This window comes from Cohnella sp. (assembly GCF_041640265.1).
Taxonomy (GTDB): domain Bacteria; phylum Bacillota; class Bacilli; order Paenibacillales; family Paenibacillaceae; genus Cohnella.
In genome coordinates this window covers 1-24486 of the sequence record NZ_JBEQAP010000035.1, presented here as the reverse complement: position 1 = coordinate 24486, position 24486 = coordinate 1, and the positions used below count along the sequence as shown (strand labels likewise).

Here is a 24486-nt window from a genome sequence, read left to right as displayed (position 1 = left end):
CTAATACTGACATTTTTCAATAATACCATAACGAAAAAGTCAAGTCAAATAATTTATTCTTGACAACGAATACAGCGATATAGCCGAAACCCCTTATCCTTTCCGACTTCCTGCACATTCTCTTTGCCATACAAATCTTCTAGCTTGGCTCTCGCAGAAGGAGCGCCTTGCTTTTTCTGAATGACAACCCATGTAGTCCCGCCTGGTTTAAGGTATTTCCATGAATCCGTAAACAGATTATGTACGATAACCTTACCTGCTCGAATGGGTGGGTTTGAGAGAATAACGTCGAAGGTTTCTCCTTCTACTGCACTAAACAGATCGCTAGGCGCAAAAGATACATTTTGTATTCCATTCGCCGCCGCATTATCCCTAGCAAGCTCGACCGCTCTTTCATTAATGTCAATCAGCGTGACATGTCCTTGCGGCGCAAGGCGGGCTGCAGTTAAACCAATTGGTCCGTAACCGCATCCGATATCCAGCACCCGAGCACCATTCGGTATTTCCATATGCTCGATGAGCACTCGACTGCCATAGTCCACCCCGTCCCGCGAAAACACGCCAGCATCCGACATCAGCCGAAAGCTAAAGCCACGAAGAACAACATCGAATGACTGCCGCTTACTTGCCGACTGCGGCATATTGGAATAATAATGATCGCTCACGCAAGCTCCTCCATATTAAAGCTTATGCCATCTGTTCTAAGCATAAACAATTTCCTATACGAACAAACCCCTCGAAGAAAATCTTCAAGGGGTTTGACGATCCGCTTCTTACTTAACTTCTACTTTAGCGCCAGCTTCTTCAAGCTTAGCTTTAACAGCATCCGCTTCTTCTTTGGCAACTTTCTCTTTAACTGCTTTAGGTGCATTATCAACAAGATCTTTCGCTTCTTTCAGGCCAAGACCCGTGATTTCGCGAACGGCTTTGATAACGTTGATTTTGGAAGCTCCAGCTTCGAGAAGAACTACGTCGAATTCGGATTGCTCTTCGACTTCAGCAACAGCAACAGCGCCGCCAGCAGCTACTGGTGCAGCAGCAGTTACGCCAAACTCTTCTTCGATTGCTTTAACAAGATCGTTCAACTCAAGAACAGACATTCCTTTAATGGCTTCTAAAATTTGCTCTTTAGACATGTGTATACCCTCCATTATTTGAGATCATAAGATCTGCTTTGTTTGATAAAGTTTGTATTACGCGCTAGCTTCATTCTTCTCCGCGACCGCTTTGACAGCGAGAGCGAAGTTACGAACAGGAGCTTGAAGAACGCTAAGCAACATAGAAAGCAATCCATCGCGAGAAGGCAAGTCAGCAAGAGCTTTAACTTGACCTGCATCGACGAAACGACCTTCTACAATAGCACCCTTCACTTTCAGAGCATCGTTCTTCTTAGCAAAATCACTAATGATTTTGGCAGGAGCAACGACATCTTTACCGAAAGCAATTGCAGTCGGACCCGTTAGAACAGCATCAAGCTCGGTCAATTCCGCGTTTGCAGCTGCACGACTTACCAAAGAGTTTTTCAACACTTGGAATTCGATGCCTGCTTCACGCAACAATTTACGAAGTTGTGTCACTTGCGCCACGTTCAGGCCGCGATAGTCAGCCACAACGGTGCAGTTGCTCTCGCGCAGCTTTGTCGTAATAACATCGACTTCTTGCTGTTTTCCCTGAATGATTTTCGCATTTGCCATTGTGTACACCTCCTAAGTCTTGGCGTTACCGTATATTTTCTCGCAAGATGTCTGTGGAGACATAAGAAATGCCCCCGCAGATATCGCGGAGGCATGACGTGATCTTGCTCTTGTTATCAAAATGCAAAGCACTTTGCTTAAAGAGAAAAGCTCTATCCACACACCTCGGTAGGAAATTAAGCTCACACGACAGATGACACCAGCGATTGTGCTGGATGACGGTTGCGTGCTGCACCTACGGTCTACGGTATCCATATTCATTTTTCAACTTCATCAGCTTACCACTTGGGTTTGCAGATGTCAAAGACAGTTTTTACCGTCCATCGAACTTCCAAGCTGCAGCTCGCGCTACAAGCAAGAAAACCCAATTGGATTAGCGATAAACGGACGCATTAACGCGAGCGCCTGGTCCCATCGTCGAGGAAATCGAGATGTTCTTCAGGTAAACGCCTTTGGAAGATGCAGGTTTCGCGCGGCTCAACGCGTCGATCAGTGCTTTCAGGTTTTCGTCCAATTTCTGAGAATCGAACGACACTTTACCGATCGGAGCGTGAATTTGTCCGGCTTTGTCCAGACGGTATTCGATTTTACCGGCTTTAATCTCAGCGATTGCTTTCGCAACATCATTCGTTACGGTGCCCGCTTTAGGGTTAGGCATCAAACCTTTACCCCCGAGAATACGGCCCAGTTTACCAACTTCACTCATCATGTCCGGAGTAGCGACGCAAACGTCGAACTCGAACCATCCTTGTTGGATTTTAGTGATGAGCTCTTGGTCTCCTACGTAATCCGCTCCGGCAGCTTCAGCTTCCTTCAGCTTATCGCCTTTCGCGAATACGAGAACGCGTTGCGTTTTGCCGGTGCCGTGAGGCAGGACGACTACGCCGCGTACAGCTTGATCTTGTTTTCTCGGATCTACGCCGAGACGGACAGCCGCTTCAACTGTTTCGTCGAATTTAGCTGTGGCCGCTTTCTTCACGAGCTCGATCGCTTCCAAAGATTCGTAGGTAGCGTCGCGGTCGATCAGCTTAACGGATTCTGCATATTTCTTACCTTGTTTAGCCAAGTTGTTCTCCTCCTTTTGTGGTATTAACGGAAGTTTCCTCCCACAAGCGGTTCCGAGGAACCGCAGTCCGCATGTCGCTTAAAATAAGGCAACATTACGATTAGTCTTCGATCGTTACGCCCATGCTGCGGGCAGTACCTTCAATCATGCGCATAGCTGCTTCAACAGATGCCGCGTTTAGATCTTGCATTTTTTGCTCTGCAATATCACGAACTTTAGCACGTTTAACTGTAGCTACTTTTTTCTTGTTCGGTTCGCCGGATCCTTTAGGGATTCCCGCTGCGACGCGAAGCAATACCGCTGCTGGCGGCGTCTTTGTTTCAAACGTAAAGGAGCGATCCTCGAATACGGAAATCACAACCGGAATGATTAATCCCACTTGATCTGCCGTGCGAGCATTAAACTCTTTACAGAATGCCATGATGTTAACGCCAGCTTGACCTAGTGCAGGACCGATCGGCGGCGCAGGGTTAGCTTTACCCGCGTTAACTTGCAGCTTCACTAATTTGATGACCTTTTTTGCCATGATGCACACCTCCTTGCTCCATAATGCGGTCTAGCGGAACTCACGTCCCTCCCGCTCGTACAAGAAACCCTTCGAACATCAAAGATAGCTTATATCTTCTCCACTTGAGTGAAATCCAACTCAAGGGGGGTTTCTCTGCCAAACATGTTCACATGAACCTTCAGCTTGCTCTTGTCAGCTAGAATCTCTTCTATTGATCCGACAAAGTTAGCAAACGGTCCAACTTTAATGCGAACATTCTCTTTAAGATCGAAGTCGATAACTGCCTTCGGCTCGTCCATACCCATATGACGCAGAATTCCTTCCACTTCATCAGGCAGAAGCGCCGTCGGTTTCGAGCCCGACCCCGTAGAGCCAACAAACCCGGTTACGCCTGGCGTGTTGCGAACAACATACCAAGAGTCATCCGTTTGCACCATCTCAACAAGGACATAGCCGGGATATACTTTACGCATAACCGTCTTGCTCTTTCCATCCTTGTTTACGATTTCCTCTTCCATCGGCACAAGCACGCGGAAGATTTTGTCTTGCATACCCATAGATTCTACGCGTTTCTCCAGGTTAGCTTTAACCTTATTCTCGTAACCGGAGTACGTATGAACTACATACCATCTTTTCTCCATGGAAAAGCCACCTTTGGTTCCTGCGTCAGATGATTAAATCGACGAGGGATGAAATACCGATGTCCAGTCCCCAGAAGTAGATCGTCACCAGCAATACGGTCACAATAACGATGATCGTGTAGCTGATAAGTTCTTTCCGGCTGGGCCAGCGGACTTTCTTTAATTCGCCCCAACTATCGTTGAAAAACGAAAAAAAGGACCCAAAGCTTTGTTTCATTTTGGCCAGGAAAGTCACGTTCTTACCTCCTAGGACTTAGCGCGTTTCGCGATGAGGAGTATGTTCATTGCAAAATCTGCAGAACTTCTTCAACTCGATGCGATCGGCGTGCGTCCGTTTGTTCTTACTCGACGTGTAGTTCCGATGCTTGCAGTTCGTGCAAGCCAGAGTGATAATCACCCGCATCCCTTCCACCTCCCGGGATCATAACTTCATAAAAAATACAACCATACAGCGGAAACCCCAGCTTGGCGAACCAAGTCTGAGCTTAAGTTCGATGTCGTAGAAGCACTTGAATACGACAACGATTCCTGGTGTTTCGCCGATGATTTAAAGCCCAGCGCATAAGAAACCACATTAAGGTCACTAAAATAATTTATCACAGGGCTAATTCGATGTCAACGAAAAGTGTCGGGAGCCACTCTCGTAACATCCTAACATCTGCTGAAGAGTACTAGTCCATTCTTGTATCTTAGTCCCATTCTTCCATATTTTCGTGTAGTTTAACCCTAATTTGCAAGATTACATACATGATCTTATGCAAACTGTATTTCGGGCATGAAAAAAGCCGCTTAATTTGCGGCTGCCGTATAATAAGTATAATTACTAGAAGAGTTAATTAGCAATATCGCGAATTTCGAGGTAGCGCTCCAGCTTTCGCTTTACCCGCTGCAATGCGTTATCGATTGATTTCACATGTCTGTCGAGATCAACGGCGATTTCTTGATAAGATCGTCCGTCTAAATAGAGCATGAGCACCTTGCGCTCTAAGTCACTTAGAATCTCTGACATCTTATCCTCAAGCCCCGTAAATTCCTCTTGGTTAATAATCATTTCCTCCGGGTCACAAACCCTAGAGCCGCAAATGACATCAAGCAAAGTTCGGTCGGAGTCTTCATCGTATATAGGCTTGTCTAAGGAGACGTATGAATTCAGCGGTATATGCTTCTGACGGGTAGCAGTCTTAATAGCTGTAATGATCTGCCGGGTTATGCATAACTCCGCGAACGCCTTAAACGAAGCCAGCTTATCCCCCTTAAAGTCGCGAATCGCTTTATAGAGGCCAATCATACCCTCTTGTACAATATCTTCCCGTTCCGCACCGATTAAAAAGTAAGATCGTGCTTTGGCTCTCACAAAGTTGCGATATTTATTAATAAGATACTCCAAAGCTTCGCTATCGCCTATTCGAACGAATTCCACGATGTCCTCGTCAGCCTTGAAGTCATACTCACGTGTTGCCAGCCTCTCCAAGTCGACGCTCACGAACATCCCTCCGGTCTGCAATGGCGTGCTGGAACTTACACTCTAGTAAACTATTATCAATATACTTGATCTGACGCATAGCGTCAATGGATTGCCCAGTTTTTGTTACCTTTTGCCAATGTAAAAAATGTAATTTAAAACCATGATAAACTCAATTCTCGCCGCGTCCTCGCCGCATTTGTTCCAATCGTCGCTGGACCTCTTCGGTAAGAACGCTGCCAAGCGGGTTTCTCTTCAATGGAATATCTTTCTTAATAACTGTTCGGATTTCCGCCCTGCTCTGCAATACCTCCATTCTTAACTCCGGAGCAGGGAGGCGCAGCGCACCGCGTCCGAAAACCACATGCTGTTCAACCATATCTGAGGTTGCCACATAGATATTGCGGCGTACAGAGGTCCACTCCCCCACTAGACGTTCAATACATTCATCAGCCGTCTCGCGTTCTCGAGTAAAGACAACCCGCAAATTTTGGTGACGATACTCCGCGCCCGCTCCAGGTACTCTAAAGGCATCGAATACGACAATTACAATTATACCTGCGTAGCTTTGGTAATCGGACAACAGATCCAATAGCCGATCTCGTGCATCTTCAAGCTTCTGCTTTTTTAGAAGCGTTAGCTCCGGCCAAGCTCCGATCATGTTGTAGCCGTCTACAAGCAGGACGTCCTCACGTTTGAACATCGGCGTCTCCCGCATGGTCCGAAACCGGACTTGCTTGAGGAACGCCAATTTTCTTTTGTACTTGCTGGCGCTGACGCACGACTTCATACAGGATAACTCCTGCCGCTACAGAAGCATTCAAGGAATTAATTTTACCAACCATTGGCAGGGATAAGATAAAGTCACATCTCTCCCGAACCAGCCTTGAAAGGCCTTGGCCTTCATTGCCAATAACAATCGCTAGCGGTCCGGTGAGATTAGTTTCGTAAAACCCATCTTTGGCTCCCGCATCCGCCCCAGCAATCCAAAGACCCGCAGCCTTAAGCTTTTCCATTGTCTGCACGAGGTTAGCAACACGAGCAACACGAACATATTCCACGGCGCCAGCGGATGTCTTCGCGACGACTGCAGTCAATCCTGCACTTCTGCGCTTAGGTACTATTACCCCATGTACGCCAGTACAATCTGCCGTTCGAAGAACAGAGCCTAGATTGTGCGGATCCTCGACTTCATCAAGCAGCACAATTAACGGCGGCTCCCCGCGTTCGGCTGCGAGGGCAAGCAAATCATCCACTTCCGCATAAGCAACGGCCGCCGCTTGCGCTACCACACCCTGATGCTGCAAATCCGGCACGAGCTGATCAAGCTTGCGCTTGTCCACCTGCTGCACAACTATGCCCCGGGCTTTCGCTTCCTCCATGATGGGTTGTACGAGATGTCTTTGCGCTTGATTAGACAAAAATATTTTGTTCAGTGAACGCCCGGCTTTCATAGCCTCTAAAACAGGGTGTTTACCCGCTAAGTATTCTTCTTCGCCTTTTAACGAGCTTTCCTCTTGCCATTGCTCAGCTTCTTGAGCTGATTCCGCGGCTGGCGCAGCTTGATATCTTCTGTCCTGCCTTGGGTTTCCTGTTCGGTTGCCTGAGCGGTCACCAGGCGCTTTAGGAGTACGATTGTTCATGTTCATCTTCCTTTGCTATTTAGTAAGAGCCGTCTATTCCATCCTGCTTGGCAAAAGCTAATCCCATCAATTGCTCCAATCGTTCCTTCGCACCAAGGTAGTAAAGATAACCCACCAAACATTCCAATGCTGTAGCATGTCGATAATCTGCCGGGTCCGCATTTTTCGGCGGCTGGCCGGACTTGGTATTACGTCCGCGGCGGACGATATCCGCTTCTTCCTCGGTCAATAGAGGCATCCATCTCTGCAGGAGCCTGGCTTGCGCAGCCGCGGATACATAACCTGTTGCAGCCCGATGCAGCTCGTTAGGCTTACGGTTAGAACCCGCCACAAGCTGCTGCCTTACATAAATTTCGAATACTGCATCGCCAATATAAGCCAGAACAACGGGGGAAAGCAGATTAACAGGTACATCAGCGGGTACGAGCGGAGAAATGACGGCTTCCATAGTTTTTCTTGAGTTTCCCGTCATTTGCGCCGCCAACGAATACCTTGCGGTGTATCTTCCAATAGAATTCCCATGCCAGCTAATAAATCACGAATTTCATCCGCACGCGCGAAGTTGCGGCTAGCACGCGCCTCAGTCCGCTCAACAATTAAAGCGTCAATTTCCTCATCCAGCAATCCCGCTTCAACAGCAGGCGGCAACAAACCGAGAATATCATCCATTCCCTGTATTTCTGCCAAAATGTGTTGTAAATCCGCTTCGCTAACGCTTTCTCTTTGCAAATAAGCATTGACTTCTGTCACCAGTCCAAACCATGCGGTAATGGCATCCGGCGTGCTGAAGTCATCCTCCATACGCGAATGGAACTCCTTGCGCTGCTCTTCGAGTCGTGCTCTCAGCGACTCATCGCCTGTAAGCGAGAGGGAACCCTTCGCTACGGAAGATAACCGATGCTTTACGTTATCACGGCAATTCGTAAGCCTCTCGACACTGTTCTTCGCTTGGCGTATCGTCTCGTCACTGAAATTGAGCGGGCTCCGATAGTGGGTGGCCAGCATCAGATAGCGAATGGCGAATTTCGTCGTGCCTTTCAGTAATTGACGGACATTCACGCCATTTCCTAGCGACTTCGACATCTTCTCGTTGTTAATATTCACAAAGCCGTTATGCATCCAATAGCGGGACAAAGGCTGACCGGTTAACGACTCGGATTGAGCGATCTCGCACTCATGGTGGGGAAATTGCAAATCATGCCCCCCGCCGTGAATGTCCAGTGTATCTCCAGCATATTTGCGAACCATCGCCGAGCATTCGATATGCCAGCCGGGACGCCCGTCTCCCCAAGGACTAGCCCAGTAAATCTCTCCTGCCTTTGCAGATTTCCACAAGACGAAATCCTGTGGGCTTTCCTTCCGTTCATCAACCTCAATACGAATACCATACTGCAATTCATCGAGATTCTTGTGAGATAATTTACCGTATTCCGGAAAAGAATTCGTGCGGAAATAAACATCTCCGCCGCTTTCATAAGCAGCTCCTCGATCAACTAGTTCTTGAATAAATGCCACGATTTCCGGAATATTCTCCATAACACGCGGCGAGAATGAGGGGGCGCGCGCTCCCAGTGCTTCACGATCTTCCCTGAATGCCTCAATGAACCGTTCGGCCAGCTCAGGCACCGTGCAGCCCAGCTCTGCGGACTTACGGATCATCTTGTCGTCGACATCCGTATAGTTCACAACGTAATTCACTTCTAAGCCAATCGCTTCTAAGTAACGACGAACAACGTCAAAGAAGATAACCGGCCGGGAGTTCCCGATATGGATATAGTCATACACAGTCGGGCCGCATACATACATATTCACTTTGCCTGGCTCCAGCGGGACGAAGAGCTCCTGCATTCGAGTCATGCTGTTATAGATTTTAAGGTTCACGGATGTTTGCTCCTTTTCTTCTCAAAGTCCGGTATGCTTACATGTTCAATACTCGAGGCCGCAGCCTTCTCATTGAGCCGTTCAATTTCTAATTTAAGCTCATTAATTTCCTTCTGCATGAAGCGGAACGTTTCAATGAGCGGATCCGGTATATTCGTATGGTCGAGACGATCACCGATCTTCTGGCCATTACGCTTCACAATACGTCCAGGTATGCCCACTACCGTACTATTGGGTGGAACTTCCCGAAGAACTACGGAATTGGCTCCGATATTCGAATGATCCCCAACTATAAACGATCCGAGTACTTTCGCGCCCGAAGCTATAACCACTCGATTTCCAATCGTTGGATGGCGCTTCCCCTTTTCTTTCCCCGTTCCGCCCAGCGTTACACCTTGATAAATAATAACCTCGTCTCCGATCTCGCAGGTTTCACCGATAACCACACCCATACCATGGTCAATAAACAGCTTGCGACCAATGCGGGCTCCCGGATGAATTTCAATTCCTGTGAAAAATCGGCTGACTTGCGATATGACACGGGCTATAGAGAACAATCGTCTACGGTAAAAGAAATGGGCAATCCGATGAGACCATATGGCGTGTAATCCAGCATAAGTAAAAACAACTTCGAACCAGCTGCGGGCAGCGGGGTCATTCTCGAAAACCGCCTCAATATCGGATTTGACCGTACGCCATAATCCCATTTCCCGTCCCCCCTCACTCTATCTAGATAAACTTATAAAAAATAAAAAAAGCCCCTGCAGCATTCGCTGCAGAGACGTATGATGACGTGGTCCCACTCTGCTTGAGCTCATGCGATACAGCATGGCATCTCAACTAGCTGTTAACGGGGGCTACCCGGCACCGCTTACCCGTTTAAGCCAATGCATTCACGAATACAAACTCGCGGATGCCATCGGTTGTCCAATCAGCGGCGCAGCTCCCAGGTGCAATTCGGTTACGCAAGAATGTGGCGGCTCTCAGCCATGGCTCGCCTTCTCTGGACATTCATTAAACGAAACGTACTTTCCTGTTCGTCGCATATTTTTCGATATGGCTTCAGTATATCTCAACCCTCAATTGGTGACAAGAGACTTGGGCTTTACAGAGATATGTAGGAGATTATGCGTGCCTGTGCACCGAAAGACCTGCAGTTACCTTTGCAGCCGCTTCAGAACCTCATTACGCCCAAGGAGCCAGATCGTACCGTTAAGATCCGGTCCATGCATTTGCCCTGTAAGGGCTACGCGAATCGGCATGAACAAGCCTTTGCCTTTAATGCCAGTCGTTCCTTGCACCGCTTTGATCAGCGTTTTCATGTTGTCTATGGTGAAGCCTTCTTCGCCTGCTGTCTCGATTTCTTTCCGAAATGCTTGCAAAACAGCGGGCACTGTTTCTTCCGCCATCACGATTGTTGCTTCATCGTCCAGCTCAGGCAGGTCTTGGAAAAACAGATCGGACAAAGGTACGATCTCGGCTCCAAACCGGAGATGATCCCGGAATAAGGTAACCAAAGCAGCAGCCCAATGCAGCTCTTGCTCGTTCGGACTCTCCGGTAAACGACCTGCCGCTTTCAAATGCGGTATACATATTTCAATAACCCGCTCCGGCGAAGCTTGTTTCATGTAGTGCTGGTTTAACCAATTCAGCTTAGCGGTATCGAACACGGCGGGGCTCTTCGATAGGCGGTTAGCATTGAAGATCTCGATCAATTGCTCACGCGTATAAATCTCCTCTTCCCCTTCTGGAGACCAACCAAGCAAGGTGATGAAATTAAACATCGCTTCAGGCAAATATCCCAAATCATCGTATTGCTCAATAAATTGCACAATGGATTCATCCCGTTTAGACAGCTTCTTCCTCTGGTCGTTGACGATTAATGTCATATGACCGAATTCGGGGGGTGTCCAATCGAACGCTTCGTATATCATTAATTGACGAGGAGTGTTAGTGATATGGTCTTCACCGCGAAGCACATGCGTGATCGCCATCAGGTGGTCGTCTACGGCGACTGCATAGTTGTAGGTTGGAATACCATCCTTCTTCACGATGACGAAATCACCAAAGTCGTCCGCGCTGAATGAGATCTCTCCTTTGACGGTATCCTTGAACGTATAGGTTTTGTCTGCAGGCACGTTGAAGCGAACGCTCGGAATTCGGCCTTCAGCGGCTAAACCAGCCTGTTCATCAACGCTTAAGTTACGGCATTTACCTGCGTATTTGGGATTTTCGCCACGCGCTGTTTGCTCTTCGCGTTCCTGCTCCAGCTCTTGTTCAGTGCAGTAGCAATGGTAAGCTAGCTTACGATCGAGCAACTCTTCTGTATGGGTGCTGTAAATAGCTAACCGCTCCGTTTGACGGTAAGGTCCGTACTCGCCAATACAGTCAATGCTCTCGTCCCAGTCGACGCCGAGCCACTTCAGGTAAGTGAGCTGGCTTTCTTCGCCGCCGGCTACATTGCGCTTCACATCTGTATCCTCAATACGGATGATGAAATCGCCGCCGTGATGACGGGCAAAAAGATAGTTGAAAATGGCCGTACGTGCGTTGCCGATATGCAGGTGGCCGGTTGGGCTAGGTGCGTAGCGTACTCTCACTTTTGTTGTGGACATTATAGTTCCTCCGTTCATATTAACATGGAGATTGTCGAGGTTATCTCCAAGTATAGTTTCAAGCCAATCTTAGCCAATCAAATCGAACGAGCGGACCAAGAGGACAACCGCTTGGGAGGCAATTCCCTCGCCGCGGCCTGTAAAGCCTAGCTTCTCGGTCGTCGTAGCTTTAACGTTAACTTGCGATTCGTCACATTCCAGGGTTCGAGCGATTACTGTAACCATTTGCGGGATAAAGGGCGCCATTTTCGGAGCTTGGGCAATAATTGTAGCGTCGGCATTACCAAGCCTGTAGCCGCGATCTTTGGCCAATTGCCATACGCGCTCCAAAAGATTGACACTATCGGCATCCTTGAAGCTTGGATCTGTATCGGGAAAGTGCTTGCCGATATCGCCGAGGGCAAGAGCACCGAGAATAGCGTCGCTTATCGTATGTAAGAGTACGTCAGCGTCGGAATGTCCCAGGAGACCTTTCTCATATGGAATGTTAACACCACCGATGATGCAGGGGCGCCCCTCTACTAATTCATGTACATCAAACCCTTGTCCCACTCTAATCATTGTGGACTTTCCTCCCCGGCACGCCTTGCCATGAGCAGCTCTGCTATTGGCAGATCCTCTGGCGTCGTAATTTTTAAATTTCGGTAATCTCCTTCGACAATGGCGATCTTATGTCCCAGCCGCTCCAACAGCATGGCATCATCCGTCGCGGTTGCACCCTCTTCGAATGCCTGCCGGTGGGCTTGCATAAGCTCTAGACGCAAAAAAGCCTGCGGAGTCTGAACACTCCACAGCGTCCGGCGTTCCGGGGTTGCAACGATAAAGCCGCTGCCATCCGAAACCTTAATCGTATCTTTAACGGGAACGGCTAGAGCCGCTGCTCCGTGTTCTTCCGCAGCTCTGCAGCATGCCTCGATCTGCGAGGAGAGGATCAGCGGTCTTGCAGCGTCATGAACAAGCACTCCATCCGTATCGAGAGCTGATAATCCCGCAAAAACGCTGTCTTGCCGCTCTGCTCCACCCGGAACAATCGCCGTAATTTTCCGGTAACCCCCAAGACGAACGACGTCGGCCGCCCTCTTCTCCTCATTCGGTGTGACCACCAGAACGATGGATTTGACGCTTTTACACGATTCGAACGCTTCTAGTGTGTGAGCCAATACCGTTCGACCCGCCAACTGCATATATGGTTTATTATCCGCGCTTTCCATGCGAGTCCCACGCCCCGCAGCAACGACAACGGCTCCCCAATTCATGGACATTATCCCCTTTAGAACGAACGGATGCAACGAGAAGCTTAACTCTTAGCCGCATCTTATCCGTAAAAACAACGAAAGACGGGACATTAGAGCGCGTCCCGCCCGTATTTCTATTATCATACCTTGTTAGAGCGCTTTTTCCAATAGCTTCGGTTTGGCGAAAATCATCCGCCCCGCAGACGTCTGCAGTACACTAGTAACAAGTACCTCCATCGTGGTTCCGATGTATTCCCTGCCGCCTTCCACTACGATCATCGTGCCATCATCCAAGTAAGCGACACCTTGACCATGCTCCTTGCCGTCTTTGATAACCTGCACAACAATTTCTTCGCCAGGAAGCACAACCGGTTTAACTGCATTCGCCAAATCATTGATGTTTAGAACCGAAACGCCTTGCAGCTCACATACTTTATTCAAGTTGAAGTCATTCGTGACTACTTTTCCTTTCATTGCTTTTGCCAGCTTAACGAGCTTGCTATCCACTTCACCGGGTTCTTCGGTAGCATCCTCATAGATGAGTACCCTGACATCTAACTCTTTTTGAATTTTATTCAGGATGTCCAGTCCCCTCCGCCCGCGATTACGCTTGAGCAAATCTGAAGAATCCGCGATATGCTGAAGCTCCTCTAACACAAATTCAGGTATGACCAATGTCCCTTCTATAAAGCCTGTCTTACAAATGTCTGCGATGCGGCCGTCAATAATGACACTTGTGTCGAGAATCTTATGCTCCTCATAACGCGGACCATCATCCTTCTTCGTTGCTTCGGCGGTTCTGCGCGTGCGGAACCAATCCCCCATCTCTTCCTTTTTGTGCATACCGATCCTTAGTCCCGCATAACCGAGCAGAAGCGCCGTTCCGGCCGCCAATACTTGTCCTACCTGCGGAATGTCCGTAATGAAAGGATACAGGAATGAAGAAAGTGCAAGGCCAAAGGTCAAACCAACTAGGCCGGTAAGCAAATCCGATATCGGATACTCAGACAGCCTATCAATCCCACGCTGTAGCCAGCGAGATAGCGGCGCTGCAATTGCAGTTGCTAGCAAGAACCCAGCAAATGCCCCCACGACCGCACTAAACATTCCTCCCGATCCAGTCGAGGCTCCCAACAACGAACTCATCCATAGTGAATTGCCAGACATCTGCACTGTCGACAATTCTTGACCCAGCAACGCTCCTAGTAGAAGGCCGAGGATCTGAATAACCTTTTTCATCATCGTAAATAATCACTCCCTTGCTTTTAGAAAGTCAGAAATATCGTTACTAGTATGTTCCAATTTTCTTGATGCTAACCTTCCCTCTGTATGCTTCTTAAAGTTTCCTCAAAATGACGAACTTCTTTTGAAATCCGAGAAGCCTTGCTCTATAATAAAGGGAGAAATAAATATGGTAATCGAGGTGGAACGGATGAATGCACCTACGCTCCAGGAATTCCAGAGTCAGGTGTCGGAATTGTTGCTCCGTCATCGCAGCTTGCTAGATGTCGTCACGAAGTACAGCCAATCCAATGCATCCGTCAATCGTGCCGTATCCAAATCCATCACAGAATGCGGATGTATCGAGCTGACCGCCAGGAACCAGGGATTCTCAGAGGAGATGCTGCTTGATCAAGCGAATCGCCAATCGAAATCCCACATGGAAGGCAATTTATGCGAGCAGTGCCGCGAAGTCATCCGTAGCGAAATGGGCAAAAATCTGTTTTACATGTCAGCTATGTGCAACCTGCTAGATATCAGCTTAGAGGAAGTCGTCTCCAAGGAAGCTGACAAATGCTCGACGTTGGGCTGGTTTAACTTAACTTAAAAACTTAATGCTACGAACAAGAAAGCAGCCTCCCGGCTCTCGGGGGACTGCTTTCTTGTTCGTTATCGATCAAAAAAAACACCGGAGTCTCTCTGATAAATTAGAGAGAGAGCCGATGCTTCCGGAAGTTCATTAGGTTATGCGCTGTGTTTAGCCTTCTCTTGCTCCTCTGCTGCCAATTTGCGCTTACTTCTGGCACTCTTCGGTAACAGTCGTTTAACGTTTTTTTTTAAGCCCCATAGCGCATAGAGAAGGAGCAACGCCAGGATTACTTTTGGAATAGCTTCTTGGAACATATAGGCCAGTACAGCTGCACCTAATACTACGATGGGAATAGACCATATAGCCGCGCGAGGCAGTCCCAGCTTCTTGAAATTCGGATACTTCATGTTGCTTATCATCAAGAATGACAAAACAACGGTGCTAATGACCAGTAATGAGTAATGTAACTCGTCATGAAATAGCGCCAATGTAGCGAGTACTCCGCCCGCTGCCGGTATGGGTAGTCCGATAAAGTATCCGGGAATACCATCAATCACATTAAACCGAGCAAGTCTTAACGCTCCGCAAATTGGAAAGATTGCGGTTACGATCCATGCCAATGCAGGATTAATATTGGTAAAAGCAACTTGATACATAATAAAAGCCGGTGCTACCCCAAATGAGATAACGTCCGAGAGAGAATCCAATTCTTTACCGAATTCACTTTGCACATTCAAGGCTCTTGCAACACGCCCATCCAATCCATCAAGAAGCATTGCGATAATGACTAAGAGGGCAGCACTGTTCGCGTTACCATCAAAAGCCAAAATAATGGCTATAACGCCCAGAAACAAATTCCCGATGGTGAAAAGGTTCGGTATGGATTTTGCAATCATGTTTGCCACCTCAACTTTACTATACCCTATAGAAACGAATGTTAAGCGCCGCTTGATCTTAATTGCAGAACATTCCCAATTGTAATCCGCTTATATCTGTCTGTCAATAAACACCTGGTCCTGAATCCGTTTCAAACCTTCTTTAATAGCACGAGCTCTAACCTCTCCAATTCCGTCCACCTCATCCAATTCATCAATAGATGCCATGACGATATGGGGTAAAGCGCTAAAGCGATCAACCAAATTATGAATAATGACACTGGGTAATCTAGGGATCTTACTTAGCATCCGATAACCCCGCGGCAGCAAGCCATCCTCAACCACAGTGCTTAAAGAGGGGTATCCCAGTAATCGAATTAGGGTTGCGGAATCCAGCAGTTCCTCCGAGGACAGTCTGCGGATAGAGGACTGAATGTCACGGATCCTATCGTCCCCTTCATCCTTTGCATAATCTTTCAGCAGAAGCCGTGCCTCTTCCTCTGCTGTACCCACCAGTTCTTCCTTCTGCATACTGATTAGCCTTCCTTCATTACCTAGCTCCAACACGTATCTGTTGATTTCATTCTTGATACGCAATACCATTTCTGCACGTTGAATGACATAAGCCACCTCATGCATAGTGACGAGCTCCTCATACTCTAGTGCGGACAAGTTCGTTAACGCCTGAGTGAATACCGCACGATATTTCTCCAAAGTCTGAATCGCCTGATTCGCTTTCGTTAAAATAACTCCCATTTCCTTAAGCGCATACCGCAATTGACCCTGATAAAGTGTGATTACATTACGTCGCTGTGAGATGGATACGACAAGCTTACCTGTCTGTTTAGCGACTCGTTCTGCTGTCCGGTGTCGAATTCCTGTTTCTATAGAAGAAATTGCAGAATCAGGAATGAGTTGTGTATTCGCATATAGTATACGTTTAACATCTTCATTCAGAATGATTGCGCCGTCCATCTTCGCCAATTCGTACAAATAGTTCGGGCTGAAGTCACAATTGATGGAGAATCCGCCGTCCACAACCTCCATCACTTCAGGACTATAACCTACGACAATTAACGCCCCTGTTTTGGCACGCAGTACATTTTCCAGCCCATCACGGAATGGGGTGCCTAATGCAACCATCTGGAGCAACATATTCATCGTTTTCTCTTGCTGAATATGCTCCTTCTCCCGGTTTTCTTTTTCTTTGTTTTCCTTCATTTAGTTATCCCCCCTATTCCAATGCGGCTTTCAAAGCGTCTGCTACTGTCTTCACACCAATAAGCTGAATGTCCTTAGGCGGCTGCCAGCCTTTCATGCTTTGCTCCGGCATAATTACGCGTTTGAACCCCAGCTTCTGCGCTTCTTTCACCCGTTGCTCCGCTCTAGATACAGCACGCACTTCCCCCGTTAATCCGACTTCGCCGAAGATTACGTCGAATGGTCTTGTAGGCTTATCCTTTAAGCTGGACGCAATACTAACGGCTGCAGCTAAATCCGCTGCTGGCTCATCAAGCTTAACACCGCCCGCTACGTTTAAATAAGCATCTTGATTCTGCATAAACATACCCATCCGTTTCTCCAGAACGGCAATAACTAGAGACATCCGATGATGGTCAAAGCCAGAGGCCATCCTTCTAGGCGAAGGGAAATGCGTAGGAGCAATAAGCGCTTGAAGCTCTACAAGAACCGGCCTCGTTCCTTCCATGCTCGCTACAACAGTAGAGCCGGAAACGCCAAGCGGTCTTTCAGATAAGAACAGCTCGGAGGGATTCGTAACCTCCCTTAATCCATCCTCACTCATATCGAAAATTCCTATTTCGTTCGTGGAGCCAAATCGGTTCTTAACCGCTCTTAATATTCGGTAAGTATGATGACGTTCCCCTTCAAAATAAAGCACGCAATCCACCATATGCTCAAGCAGCCGCGGTCCGGCAATTGCTCCCTCCTTCGTAACGTGCCCGACTAATACGGTCGCCACTCCATTAATTTTGGATATACGCATGAAATGAGCGGTACACTCCCTCACCTGGGATACACTTCCCGGTGCGGAAGCGATCTCGGGACGATATACGGTTTGAATGGAGTCAATTACGAGAAAGTCTGGCTCTACTTCCGTTATGGCTTCTTCAATCGTTTCAAGGTTAGTCTCGCACAGAACGTATAATCTGTCGTTCAAGGCCCCAAGCCGATCTGCCCGCAGCTTCGTTTGCCTCACGGATTCTTCTCCGGATACATATAGGACCTTTAAGCCTTGAACGGATAATTTATAGGATGTCTGTAATAGAAGAGTCGATTTGCCGATACCCGGATCCCCGCCAACAAGCAGAAGCGAACCCGGAACGAGTCCTCCGCCGAGCACACGATTCAATTCCGATAGACCTGTCTGTATCCGGGGCTCGCGCCCACTTTCTATATCTATGATAGAACGTGCTTTTTCTTTCGTCCGAGTAAGCTCACTCCGGCCTACAGGTGCTTTTACTTCTGTTTCGGTTTCTTCTACCATCGTATTCCAAGCATGACAGCCAGGACATTTGCCCATCCATTTCGGCGATTCCGTGCCGCATTCGGTACATGCGAATTTCGTCTTAACCTTGGCCATGGTAAATAAAGACTCCTTCTGATCGAGTTAACTCTACTCTTAGAAGTTTACCATGTTAAAGGCTCCCAGAAAACCGACCAACTGCACTTCTCGAAGATTATTAGCGTAACCATCACCACAAAAAAAAGACTCCCCGCATCTTACGCCGTTAAAAGGCGGGACGGAGAGTCTTTCTTCCCGTAGGACGCTTGCTATAAAGTTAAGGCCGGCAGCGTCCAAGGTAACACAAGGATTATGCTTTCGTTGTCACTTCAGGCTCAGCTTCCGCTTGATCCACTTGTCTAACGACTAGACCGCCGTCCTCTTCATCAATGAGGAGATTGTTGCCTTTGGATATCTTGCCCATGAGCAAATCCTCCGACAGCCGATCCTCAATATGCTTCTGAATGGCTCTGCGAAGCGGACGCGCTCCGTATTGGGGATCGAAGCCTTCCTTCGCTAGGAAGCTTTTGGCGGAATCCGTAAGCTTGAAGCCGACGTTATGCTCAACAAGGCGTTTGCGTAATTCATCGGCCATTAAGGTAACGATTTGAGCTATATGCTCCTGATCGAGCGGATGGAATACAATGGACTCATCAATCCGATTCAGGAATTCCGGACGGAATGATTTCTTGAGCTCAGCAAGTACTTTTTCCTTCATATTCTGATAATCACGCCCTGCGTCTTGGGCAGCTGTAAATCCTAGAGTTGAATTTTTCTTGATTTGCTCTGCTCCAACGTTGGATGTCATAATAATCAGCGTATTCCGGAAATCCACCGAACGCCCTTTGGAATCCGTCAGACGACCGTCTTCCAAAACTTGCAGGAGGATATTAAATACTTCAGGATGAGCTTTCTCGATTTCATCGAGCAATACGACAGAGTATGGCTTGCGACGAACTTTCTCCGTCAATTGACCGCCTTCTTCATAGCCCACATATCCCGGAGGTGCTCCAACAAGGCGAGAAGTTGAATGCTTCTCCATATATTCTGACATATCGATACGGATTACCGCATTCTCATCGCCGAACATCGCTTCCGCAATCGCACGAGCAAGCTCGGTCTTACCCACTCCCGTAGGTCCAAGGAAGATAAAGGAGCCCATTGGACGCTTAGGATCCTTCAGACCGGCACGAGCACGACGGATTGCACGAGATACGGATTTAACGGCCTCATCCTGACCGATAACACGGTTGTGCAGGATGCTTTCCATCCGCAGCAGACGCTCTGTCTCTTCCTCTGCAAGCTTGCTTACCGGAATTCCGGTCCAGCTAGCGACCACCTGGGCGATATCCTCAGGCGTCACCTCAGAGTCTGTGCGGCCTTGCTTTTCTTTCCAGAGGTTTTTCGTATGATCTAGTTCCTCACGGATTTTCTGCTCGGTATCGCGCAGAGCAGCCGCTTTTTCGAATTCTTGGCTTTGGACGGCAGCATCCTTCTCCTTACGGATATCCTCCAACCGCGTCTCTAATTGCTTGAGATTTGGCGGAACCGTGTAAGAATTTAACCTTACCTTGGAGCCGGCTTCATCGATGAGATCAATGGCCTTATCTGGTAAGAAACGGTCTGGAATATAACGATCGGACAGCTTAACCGCTGCTTCGATTGCTTCATCCGTTATTTTCACGCGATGATGAGCTTCGTAACGGTCACGCAAGCCATGCAAGATCTGAACCGCTTCTTCCGGTGTTGGTTGATCTACCGTGATCGGCTGGAACCTACGCTCCAAAGCTGCGTCCTTCTCAATATATTTGCGATATTCATCAAGCGTAGTCGCTCCGATACATTGAAGCTCACCGCGCGCCAGAGCAGGCTTCAGGATATTAGAGGCATCGATTGCGCCTTCTGCTCCCCCTGCTCCAATTAGCGTATGCAGCTCATCAATGAAAAGAATAACGTTGCCGGCTTGGCGGATTTCGTCCATGATTTTCTTGAGTCTATCCTCGAACTCTCCCCGATATTTCGTTCCTGCAACGACAGAACCCATATCCAGCGTCATTACGCGCTTATCACGCAGGGTCTCGGGAATTTCGTTATTGACGATTTTCTGAGCGAGGCCTTCGGCAATTGCCGTTTTACCAACGCCAGGTTCACCGATCAGGACTGGATTGTTCTTGGTACGACGGGATAACACCTGAATAACGCGTTCAATTTCCTTCTGCCTGCCGATGACAGGATCAATATTGCCTTCCCTTGCGCTAGCTGTCAGGTCGCGGGCTAAGCCATCTAAGGTTGGCGTGCTTACATTGGATGAAGGGCCATGGCTGGTTGACACACTTTCATTGCTTCCTAGCAGTTGAAGCACTTGCTGGCGTGCTTTGTTCAGGCTAATACCCAGATTGTTAAGTACACGGGCGGCTACGCCTTCACCTTCACGAATAAGGCCAAGCAAGATGTGCTCCGTACCCACATACGTATGACCAAGCTTCCGTGCTTCATCCATGGAAAGCTCGATCACTTTCTTAGCGCGTGGAGTATAGGCGATATTCGTAGGTTGCTCTTGTCCCCGACCGATTAGTGACTCAACTTCATCCTGGATTTTCTCCAAACCAAGTCCCAAGGCAATGAGGGCTTTGGCGGCAATGCTTTCTCCTTCTCGAATCAATCCGAGCAGAATATGCTCTGTGCCGATGTTGTTGTGTCCCAAACGCACTGCTTCTTCCTGAGCTAAGGCCAATACCTTCTGCGCACGTTCTGTGAATCTTCCAAACATCATGAGACACACCTCCGTATAAGTTTAAGAATAAAACATTTAAGAAGTAGTTGCCAGTCTTGAGCGAATTAATTCCGCTCTTGACCTATCCCTCTCCTCCGGACTCATTGCAACACCGAACGTTTGTTGCAGAAATCCGGGTTGGGTAGATACAAGCAATTCATTCAAAGTTTGGTCGTTTAATTCCGGCAGTAAGCCCAGATGGACGCCAAGGCGGATATCCGACAGCCTTTGGGAAGCTTCCTTCGAGTCCATAATAATGGCCTGAGACAGTATGCCGAATGACCTTCGCACCCGATCCTCAACACGAGGCCTTGAATCGGTTAACAGTTTACTCCTTGCAGCCTTCTCATGTTCAATCATTTGACGGGCGACTTGAAATAAGTTTTCGATGATCTCTTGCTCGGATTGCCCAAGTGTAATCTGGTTAGATACTTGGAACAAATTTCCCGTTGCTTCGCTGCCTTCTCCGTACAACCCCCGCACGGCCAATCCGACCTGTGTAACCGCGGATAATATTCGGCTGATTTGTCCGGTCATCACTAATGCAGGCAAATGCATCATCACGGAAACTCGGATTCCTGTTCCAACATTAGTGGGGCAGCTTGTTAAGTAGCCATACTTCTCATCGAAGGCGTAATCCACCTGCTCCTCGAAGATATCATCGATTTTGCTGGCACGATCCCATGCTTCATGAACTTGAAATCCTGAGCTTAAGCATTGAATGCGCAAATGATCTTCTTCATTAACCATCACGCTGATATCTTCATTAGGACTTAGGATTAGCGCCCCATTACGGGATTCATTCGCAAGGTTGGGGCTGATAAGATGCTTCTCCACCAGTACTAACTTCTCAAGCTCTGTCAAATCCGTTAGTCGAATGAGTTCAAGCTTGCCTAAACCATTTAATCTTCCACTCTCCGCAACACCAAGCAGCTGCTCCATGACTGAGAGGGATTGGGAAGGATCTGCCATCATGGGAAAAGGCAAACTGCGAATATTCCGCGCTATACGCACACGACTACTGATTACGACATCAGACTCTGCACCTTCACCATTCATCCAAAGACTGAGCCCTTGTTTGCTGAATTTCCTTTTGGCCATTGCTATTCCCTACCCTTCAGCCGCTCATTTCTTTCTCCAGCTCACGAATTCGATCCCGGATCTGTGCTGCAGATTCGAAATCCTCACGCTCGATTCGCCCTTGCATTTCCTTCTTCAGACGGTCGATTTCTCTCTTTGTCTTGAGACGTCCGCCTGCTCGTTTGGGCACTTTGCCTACATGCACTGTACTACCATGTACCCGTTTCAGGAGAGGATCAAGCCGCTCCGCGAATTGCTTATAACAATTACTGCAACCAAATCGGCCTATCTTGCTGAACTGCGTATAGGTCATGCCGCAGGTGTCGCATTTCACTACTGGTTGTTTGGCCATCGATCCCGGATTCGGAGGATCAAAATCTAGGAGACCTGACAATAAGTTGTGAATGGAAAATCCGCTTGGAGTACCGGGGATAAGCTCTCCCTTCTCCCTTGCACAAGTTTCACAAATGTGCAGCTCCGTCTTCTCCCCGTTAACGATTTTCGTAAAATGCAGCGTAGCAGGGCGTTTGCTACATTCTTGGCACTGCATGGCATCCCCTCCTTGACAGAAGTAATCGACTATTTAGCCAATAAGGCGATTAGCATCGCTTTCAGCAGCTTCGCACGAATCTGATCCCTGAGTGGTAAGGTCAGCGTTAGAGCATCTCGGGAAACGGCAGTTTTTAGCAGGTGGGCTTCACGCTTCGTAACGAATCGCGCTTCCTCTAATTGATAAATTAACCCTTCTGCAGTCAGTTGATCAATCTCTTTGCCTACTGTTTGCTGGATATGGTTCTGAATAGCATCCAATGATGGAAGATCAACTCGCTGAATCCGAATATATCCTCCGCCGCCACGTTTGCTTTCAACGTAATATCCCTTTTCCAGAGTAAATCTTGTACTAATTACATAATTAATTTGTGAAGGGACGCATGAAAATTTGTCAGCCAAATCACTTCTTTGGATTTCGACAGAGCCTTCAGAGCTGCTTTGCAAAATTTGCTTCAGGTATTGCTCGATAAGATCCGTTATGTTGCGCAACTTCCAACCTCCTTTCATCGATGCGGTCCGATTGTAGAGCGCTTAAAGCGTCCCGGGTTGGTCGTTATCCCGCTGCGTACCGATTGAAGCCTGTCTTGGGCATTATACTCGGTCAACATACAGAAGCTTTACTGACTTTGACTTTCTTTGACTTTAGACTTATTATACGCTGTTTTTCCAAAAATGCAAAGTCGGTTCCCACCTGATTGGAACGACTCTGTTAGCCATGATATGAAGTGTAAACAAATAACCCCTAAGCTGGGGTTATTTGTTTTTGTAAGATTTTTTATATTTCTATGTTTGTTAAAGCAAGTTGGTCTTCGGGCAATGCCTTGAGTGTGCCATCATTGTTTAGAGCGATACGCCATGTATAACGTGGTTCATAACCAATGATCTGCCGGGCCTTATCTATTGCCATTAAAGTTTCGTACCCTTGTATGTCCTTCTTTAAAGATACATTTGGAAAATATCTATTTACTAAGTCCTGACTAAGATCGGGCATAATTGTATCTGGGGCAGTTATATGGAAAACTTGATTTCCTAAATCATTCTTTTCTATTGCAAGAAGACAGGCCTTTGCAGCGTCCCTAACATCGCAATAAGCCCATGCATTTTTCTTTTGAATATCCCTTTCTTTATCATTCCAATGCATGATGGGAATTTTTTCATATTCATCGGGCTCATATATATTTGCGAAGCGAAGAGAAACAATCTGATTGTTAGTAAGCTCGTAATACATTCCTGTAAGGTGTTCAGTCAGCAGCTTTGCCATAGCATAGGATGACTTTGCTCTCGTTGGATGCTCTTCGTCTACAGGAAGATAAGTAAGCTGTTCCGGAACAAAAGGATACCCCAAAACAGTTTCACTTGACGCCCACACCAGCTTAGGAATTTTAAAATCTTTACAAGCTTCAAGGATATTGAAATTAACGAGCATATTATTTTCAAATATTGCCTGTGGTGTATTCCTTACATCGGTAGGAATATTCCCAAGATGGACCACAGCATCGCTTCCCATCAATAGCTGACATACCTGACCGTAATCACGTAATTCAGCTTGAATAAAGTTTTGCGATGCAGATTCCTCTCTTAGTATTCTATCTGTAGCTATAACATCATGACCGGCCTCTAAAATTGTTCTTACGGTCCATCGGCCGATTTTTCCTGCCGCTCCTGTCACCACTACTCTCACTATTTCCCGCCCCTTTTCATGTTTTCCACTTTAGGGTAACCCTTCGGGAGTCATTTATTCCTGCTGTTACATCTTTCTTAACTGCTTTAAAGTGGGGGGATTTCCAAGGCTATTTTGTTTATGTAGACGCAATTAATGCCGCTATGGGACATTTAATCATGATGCTGATGCTAAATCTTCCTCTAATTCGATTCCACCATTCGATTACGGTATATTCTGACCGCATTAAAAGTAAATTAGCGGTAGAAATAAAACTAAACTTTCAATAATTACGACTGACCCTTCAGGTCTTACATCGACTGGACTTACACCCGTAAATTGAACCTAGCGTGGCTAGGCGCGCTGATACGCAAAAGAAGCACCCATCGCTGGGTGCTTCTCTCTGTTCTCCGGCCTGGCAACGTCCTACTCTCCCAGGACCCTGCGGTCCAAGTACCATTGGCGCT

General features: G+C 47.6%; 28 protein-coding genes and 1 other annotated feature. Of the genes, 1 reads left to right on the top strand and 27 read right to left on the bottom strand.

What is annotated here, in order from left to right; translation table 11 throughout:
* Positions 1-53 precede the first annotated feature (53 nt).
* The 19 genes from ACESLK_RS20880 to ACESLK_RS20790 all read right to left on the bottom strand — a co-directional run bounded on the left by ACESLK_RS20880 (position 54) and on the right by ACESLK_RS20790 (position 13987).
* Positions 54-665 carry a class I SAM-dependent methyltransferase gene (locus ACESLK_RS20880; protein WP_373231642.1) on the bottom strand — a complete coding sequence of 204 codons (612 nt, stop codon included), beginning with the start codon at positions 663-665 and terminating at the stop codon, positions 54-56.
* A 108-nt stretch (positions 666-773) separates the two neighbouring features.
* Positions 774-1136 (bottom strand): 50S ribosomal protein L7/L12, encoded by a 363-nt coding sequence (rplL, locus tag ACESLK_RS20875; RefSeq protein WP_373231641.1) that lies wholly within the window; start codon positions 1134-1136, stop codon positions 774-776.
* Positions 1137-1193: 57 nt separating this feature from the next.
* The gene (gene rplJ / locus ACESLK_RS20870) at positions 1194-1694 is read right to left on the bottom strand and encodes a 50S ribosomal protein L10 (RefSeq protein ID WP_373231640.1); all 501 of its coding nucleotides are present in this window, start codon (positions 1692-1694) and stop codon (positions 1194-1196) included.
* Between the two features lie 55 nt (positions 1695-1749).
* Positions 1750-1960 (bottom strand) — a sequence feature (ribosomal protein L10 leader region).
* A 107-nt stretch (positions 1961-2067) separates the two neighbouring features.
* Positions 2068-2760 carry a 50S ribosomal protein L1 gene (rplA, locus tag ACESLK_RS20865; RefSeq protein ID WP_373231639.1) on the bottom strand — a complete coding sequence of 231 codons (693 nt, stop codon included), beginning with the start codon at positions 2758-2760 and terminating at the stop codon, positions 2068-2070.
* Between the two features lie 100 nt (positions 2761-2860).
* The gene (gene rplK, locus ACESLK_RS20860; protein WP_373231638.1) at positions 2861-3286 is read right to left on the bottom strand and encodes a 50S ribosomal protein L11; all 426 of its coding nucleotides are present in this window, start codon (positions 3284-3286) and stop codon (positions 2861-2863) included.
* A gap of 89 nt (positions 3287-3375) precedes the next feature.
* Positions 3376-3909, bottom strand: a complete 534-nt coding sequence (gene nusG, locus ACESLK_RS20855) for a transcription termination/antitermination protein NusG (RefSeq protein WP_373231636.1) — start codon at positions 3907-3909, stop codon at positions 3376-3378.
* A 25-nt stretch (positions 3910-3934) separates the two neighbouring features.
* Positions 3935-4144 carry a preprotein translocase subunit SecE gene (gene secE, locus ACESLK_RS20850; RefSeq protein WP_373231635.1) on the bottom strand — a complete coding sequence of 70 codons (210 nt, stop codon included), beginning with the start codon at positions 4142-4144 and terminating at the stop codon, positions 3935-3937.
* Positions 4145-4162: 18 nt separating this feature from the next.
* Entirely contained in the window at positions 4163-4312 is a 150-nt protein-coding gene (rpmG, locus tag ACESLK_RS20845) for a 50S ribosomal protein L33 (protein WP_120979940.1), read from the bottom strand.
* 429 nt (positions 4313-4741) lie between these two features.
* The gene (gene sigH, locus ACESLK_RS20840) at positions 4742-5392 is read right to left on the bottom strand and encodes an RNA polymerase sporulation sigma factor SigH (protein ID WP_373231634.1); all 651 of its coding nucleotides are present in this window, start codon (positions 5390-5392) and stop codon (positions 4742-4744) included.
* A gap of 151 nt (positions 5393-5543) precedes the next feature.
* On the bottom strand, positions 5544-6074 hold the full coding sequence (locus ACESLK_RS20835) for an NYN domain-containing protein (RefSeq protein ID WP_373231633.1): 531 nt from the start codon (positions 6072-6074) through the stop codon (positions 5544-5546).
* Positions 6061-7014 (bottom strand): 23S rRNA (guanosine(2251)-2'-O)-methyltransferase RlmB, encoded by a 954-nt coding sequence (rlmB, locus tag ACESLK_RS20830; protein ID WP_373231632.1) that lies wholly within the window; start codon positions 7012-7014, stop codon positions 6061-6063. The genes ACESLK_RS20835 and rlmB overlap by 14 nt, the downstream gene beginning before the upstream one ends.
* 19 nt (positions 7015-7033) lie before the next feature.
* Positions 7034-7486, bottom strand: coding sequence for a Mini-ribonuclease 3 (locus ACESLK_RS20825; protein ID WP_373231631.1), 453 nt, complete (start codon positions 7484-7486; stop codon positions 7034-7036).
* On the bottom strand, positions 7483-8895 hold the full coding sequence (gene cysS / locus ACESLK_RS20820; RefSeq protein WP_373231630.1) for a cysteine--tRNA ligase: 1413 nt from the start codon (positions 8893-8895) through the stop codon (positions 7483-7485). Before cysS ends, ACESLK_RS20825 begins: the two co-directional genes overlap by 4 nt.
* Positions 8892-9602 (bottom strand): serine O-acetyltransferase, encoded by a 711-nt coding sequence (gene cysE, locus ACESLK_RS20815; RefSeq protein ID WP_373231629.1) that lies wholly within the window; start codon positions 9600-9602, stop codon positions 8892-8894. Before cysE ends, cysS begins: the two co-directional genes overlap by 4 nt.
* Before the next feature lie 172 nt (positions 9603-9774).
* Positions 9775-9906 (bottom strand): hypothetical protein, encoded by a 132-nt coding sequence (locus tag ACESLK_RS20810; RefSeq protein WP_373231628.1) that lies wholly within the window; start codon positions 9904-9906, stop codon positions 9775-9777.
* 146 nt (positions 9907-10052) lie between these two features.
* Entirely contained in the window at positions 10053-11510 is a 1458-nt protein-coding gene (gltX, locus tag ACESLK_RS20805; protein WP_373231627.1) for a glutamate--tRNA ligase, read from the bottom strand.
* 69 nt (positions 11511-11579) lie between these two features.
* On the bottom strand, positions 11580-12071 hold the full coding sequence (ispF, locus tag ACESLK_RS20800; protein ID WP_373231626.1) for a 2-C-methyl-D-erythritol 2,4-cyclodiphosphate synthase: 492 nt from the start codon (positions 12069-12071) through the stop codon (positions 11580-11582).
* The gene (gene ispD / locus ACESLK_RS20795; protein ID WP_373231625.1) at positions 12068-12766 is read right to left on the bottom strand and encodes a 2-C-methyl-D-erythritol 4-phosphate cytidylyltransferase; all 699 of its coding nucleotides are present in this window, start codon (positions 12764-12766) and stop codon (positions 12068-12070) included. Before ispD ends, ispF begins: the two co-directional genes overlap by 4 nt.
* A gap of 129 nt (positions 12767-12895) precedes the next feature.
* The gene (locus ACESLK_RS20790; protein ID WP_373231624.1) at positions 12896-13987 is read right to left on the bottom strand and encodes a PIN/TRAM domain-containing protein; all 1092 of its coding nucleotides are present in this window, start codon (positions 13985-13987) and stop codon (positions 12896-12898) included.
* Positions 13988-14177: 190 nt separating this feature from the next.
* Between ACESLK_RS20790 and ACESLK_RS20785 the strand changes: the two genes are divergently transcribed.
* The gene (locus ACESLK_RS20785; RefSeq protein ID WP_373231691.1) at positions 14178-14573 is read left to right on the top strand and encodes a nucleoside triphosphate pyrophosphohydrolase family protein; all 396 of its coding nucleotides are present in this window, start codon (positions 14178-14180) and stop codon (positions 14571-14573) included.
* A 137-nt stretch (positions 14574-14710) separates the two neighbouring features.
* Here ACESLK_RS20785 and pssA read toward each other — a convergent pair whose 3' ends face one another.
* From pssA to ACESLK_RS20745, 8 genes are all read right to left on the bottom strand, one after another.
* Positions 14711-15451, bottom strand: coding sequence for a CDP-diacylglycerol--serine O-phosphatidyltransferase (gene pssA, locus ACESLK_RS20780; RefSeq protein WP_373231623.1), 741 nt, complete (start codon positions 15449-15451; stop codon positions 14711-14713).
* Positions 15452-15541: 90 nt separating this feature from the next.
* A complete protein-coding gene (gene disA / locus ACESLK_RS20775; RefSeq protein WP_373231622.1) occupies positions 15542-16651 on the bottom strand; it encodes a DNA integrity scanning diadenylate cyclase DisA in 1110 nt (369 codons plus the stop codon).
* A 13-nt stretch (positions 16652-16664) separates the two neighbouring features.
* A complete protein-coding gene (gene radA, locus ACESLK_RS20770; protein ID WP_373231621.1) occupies positions 16665-18032 on the bottom strand; it encodes a DNA repair protein RadA in 1368 nt (455 codons plus the stop codon).
* 232 nt (positions 18033-18264) lie between these two features.
* Positions 18265-20727: an ATP-dependent Clp protease ATP-binding subunit gene (locus ACESLK_RS20765; RefSeq protein WP_373231620.1), complete on the bottom strand. Its 2463-nt coding sequence runs from the start codon at positions 20725-20727 to the stop codon at positions 18265-18267.
* A gap of 36 nt (positions 20728-20763) precedes the next feature.
* Positions 20764-21828 (bottom strand): protein arginine kinase, encoded by a 1065-nt coding sequence (gene mcsB, locus ACESLK_RS20760; RefSeq protein ID WP_373231619.1) that lies wholly within the window; start codon positions 21826-21828, stop codon positions 20764-20766.
* Between the two features lie 16 nt (positions 21829-21844).
* A complete protein-coding gene (gene mcsA / locus ACESLK_RS20755) occupies positions 21845-22357 on the bottom strand; it encodes a protein-arginine kinase activator protein McsA (protein WP_373231618.1) in 513 nt (170 codons plus the stop codon).
* 29 nt (positions 22358-22386) lie between these two features.
* Positions 22387-22848, bottom strand: a complete 462-nt coding sequence (locus ACESLK_RS20750) for a CtsR family transcriptional regulator (protein ID WP_373231617.1) — start codon at positions 22846-22848, stop codon at positions 22387-22389.
* Positions 22849-23134: 286 nt separating this feature from the next.
* Positions 23135-24040, bottom strand: coding sequence for an NAD-dependent epimerase/dehydratase family protein (locus tag ACESLK_RS20745; RefSeq protein ID WP_373231616.1), 906 nt, complete (start codon positions 24038-24040; stop codon positions 23135-23137).
* Between the last annotated feature and the right edge of the window lie 446 nt (positions 24041-24486).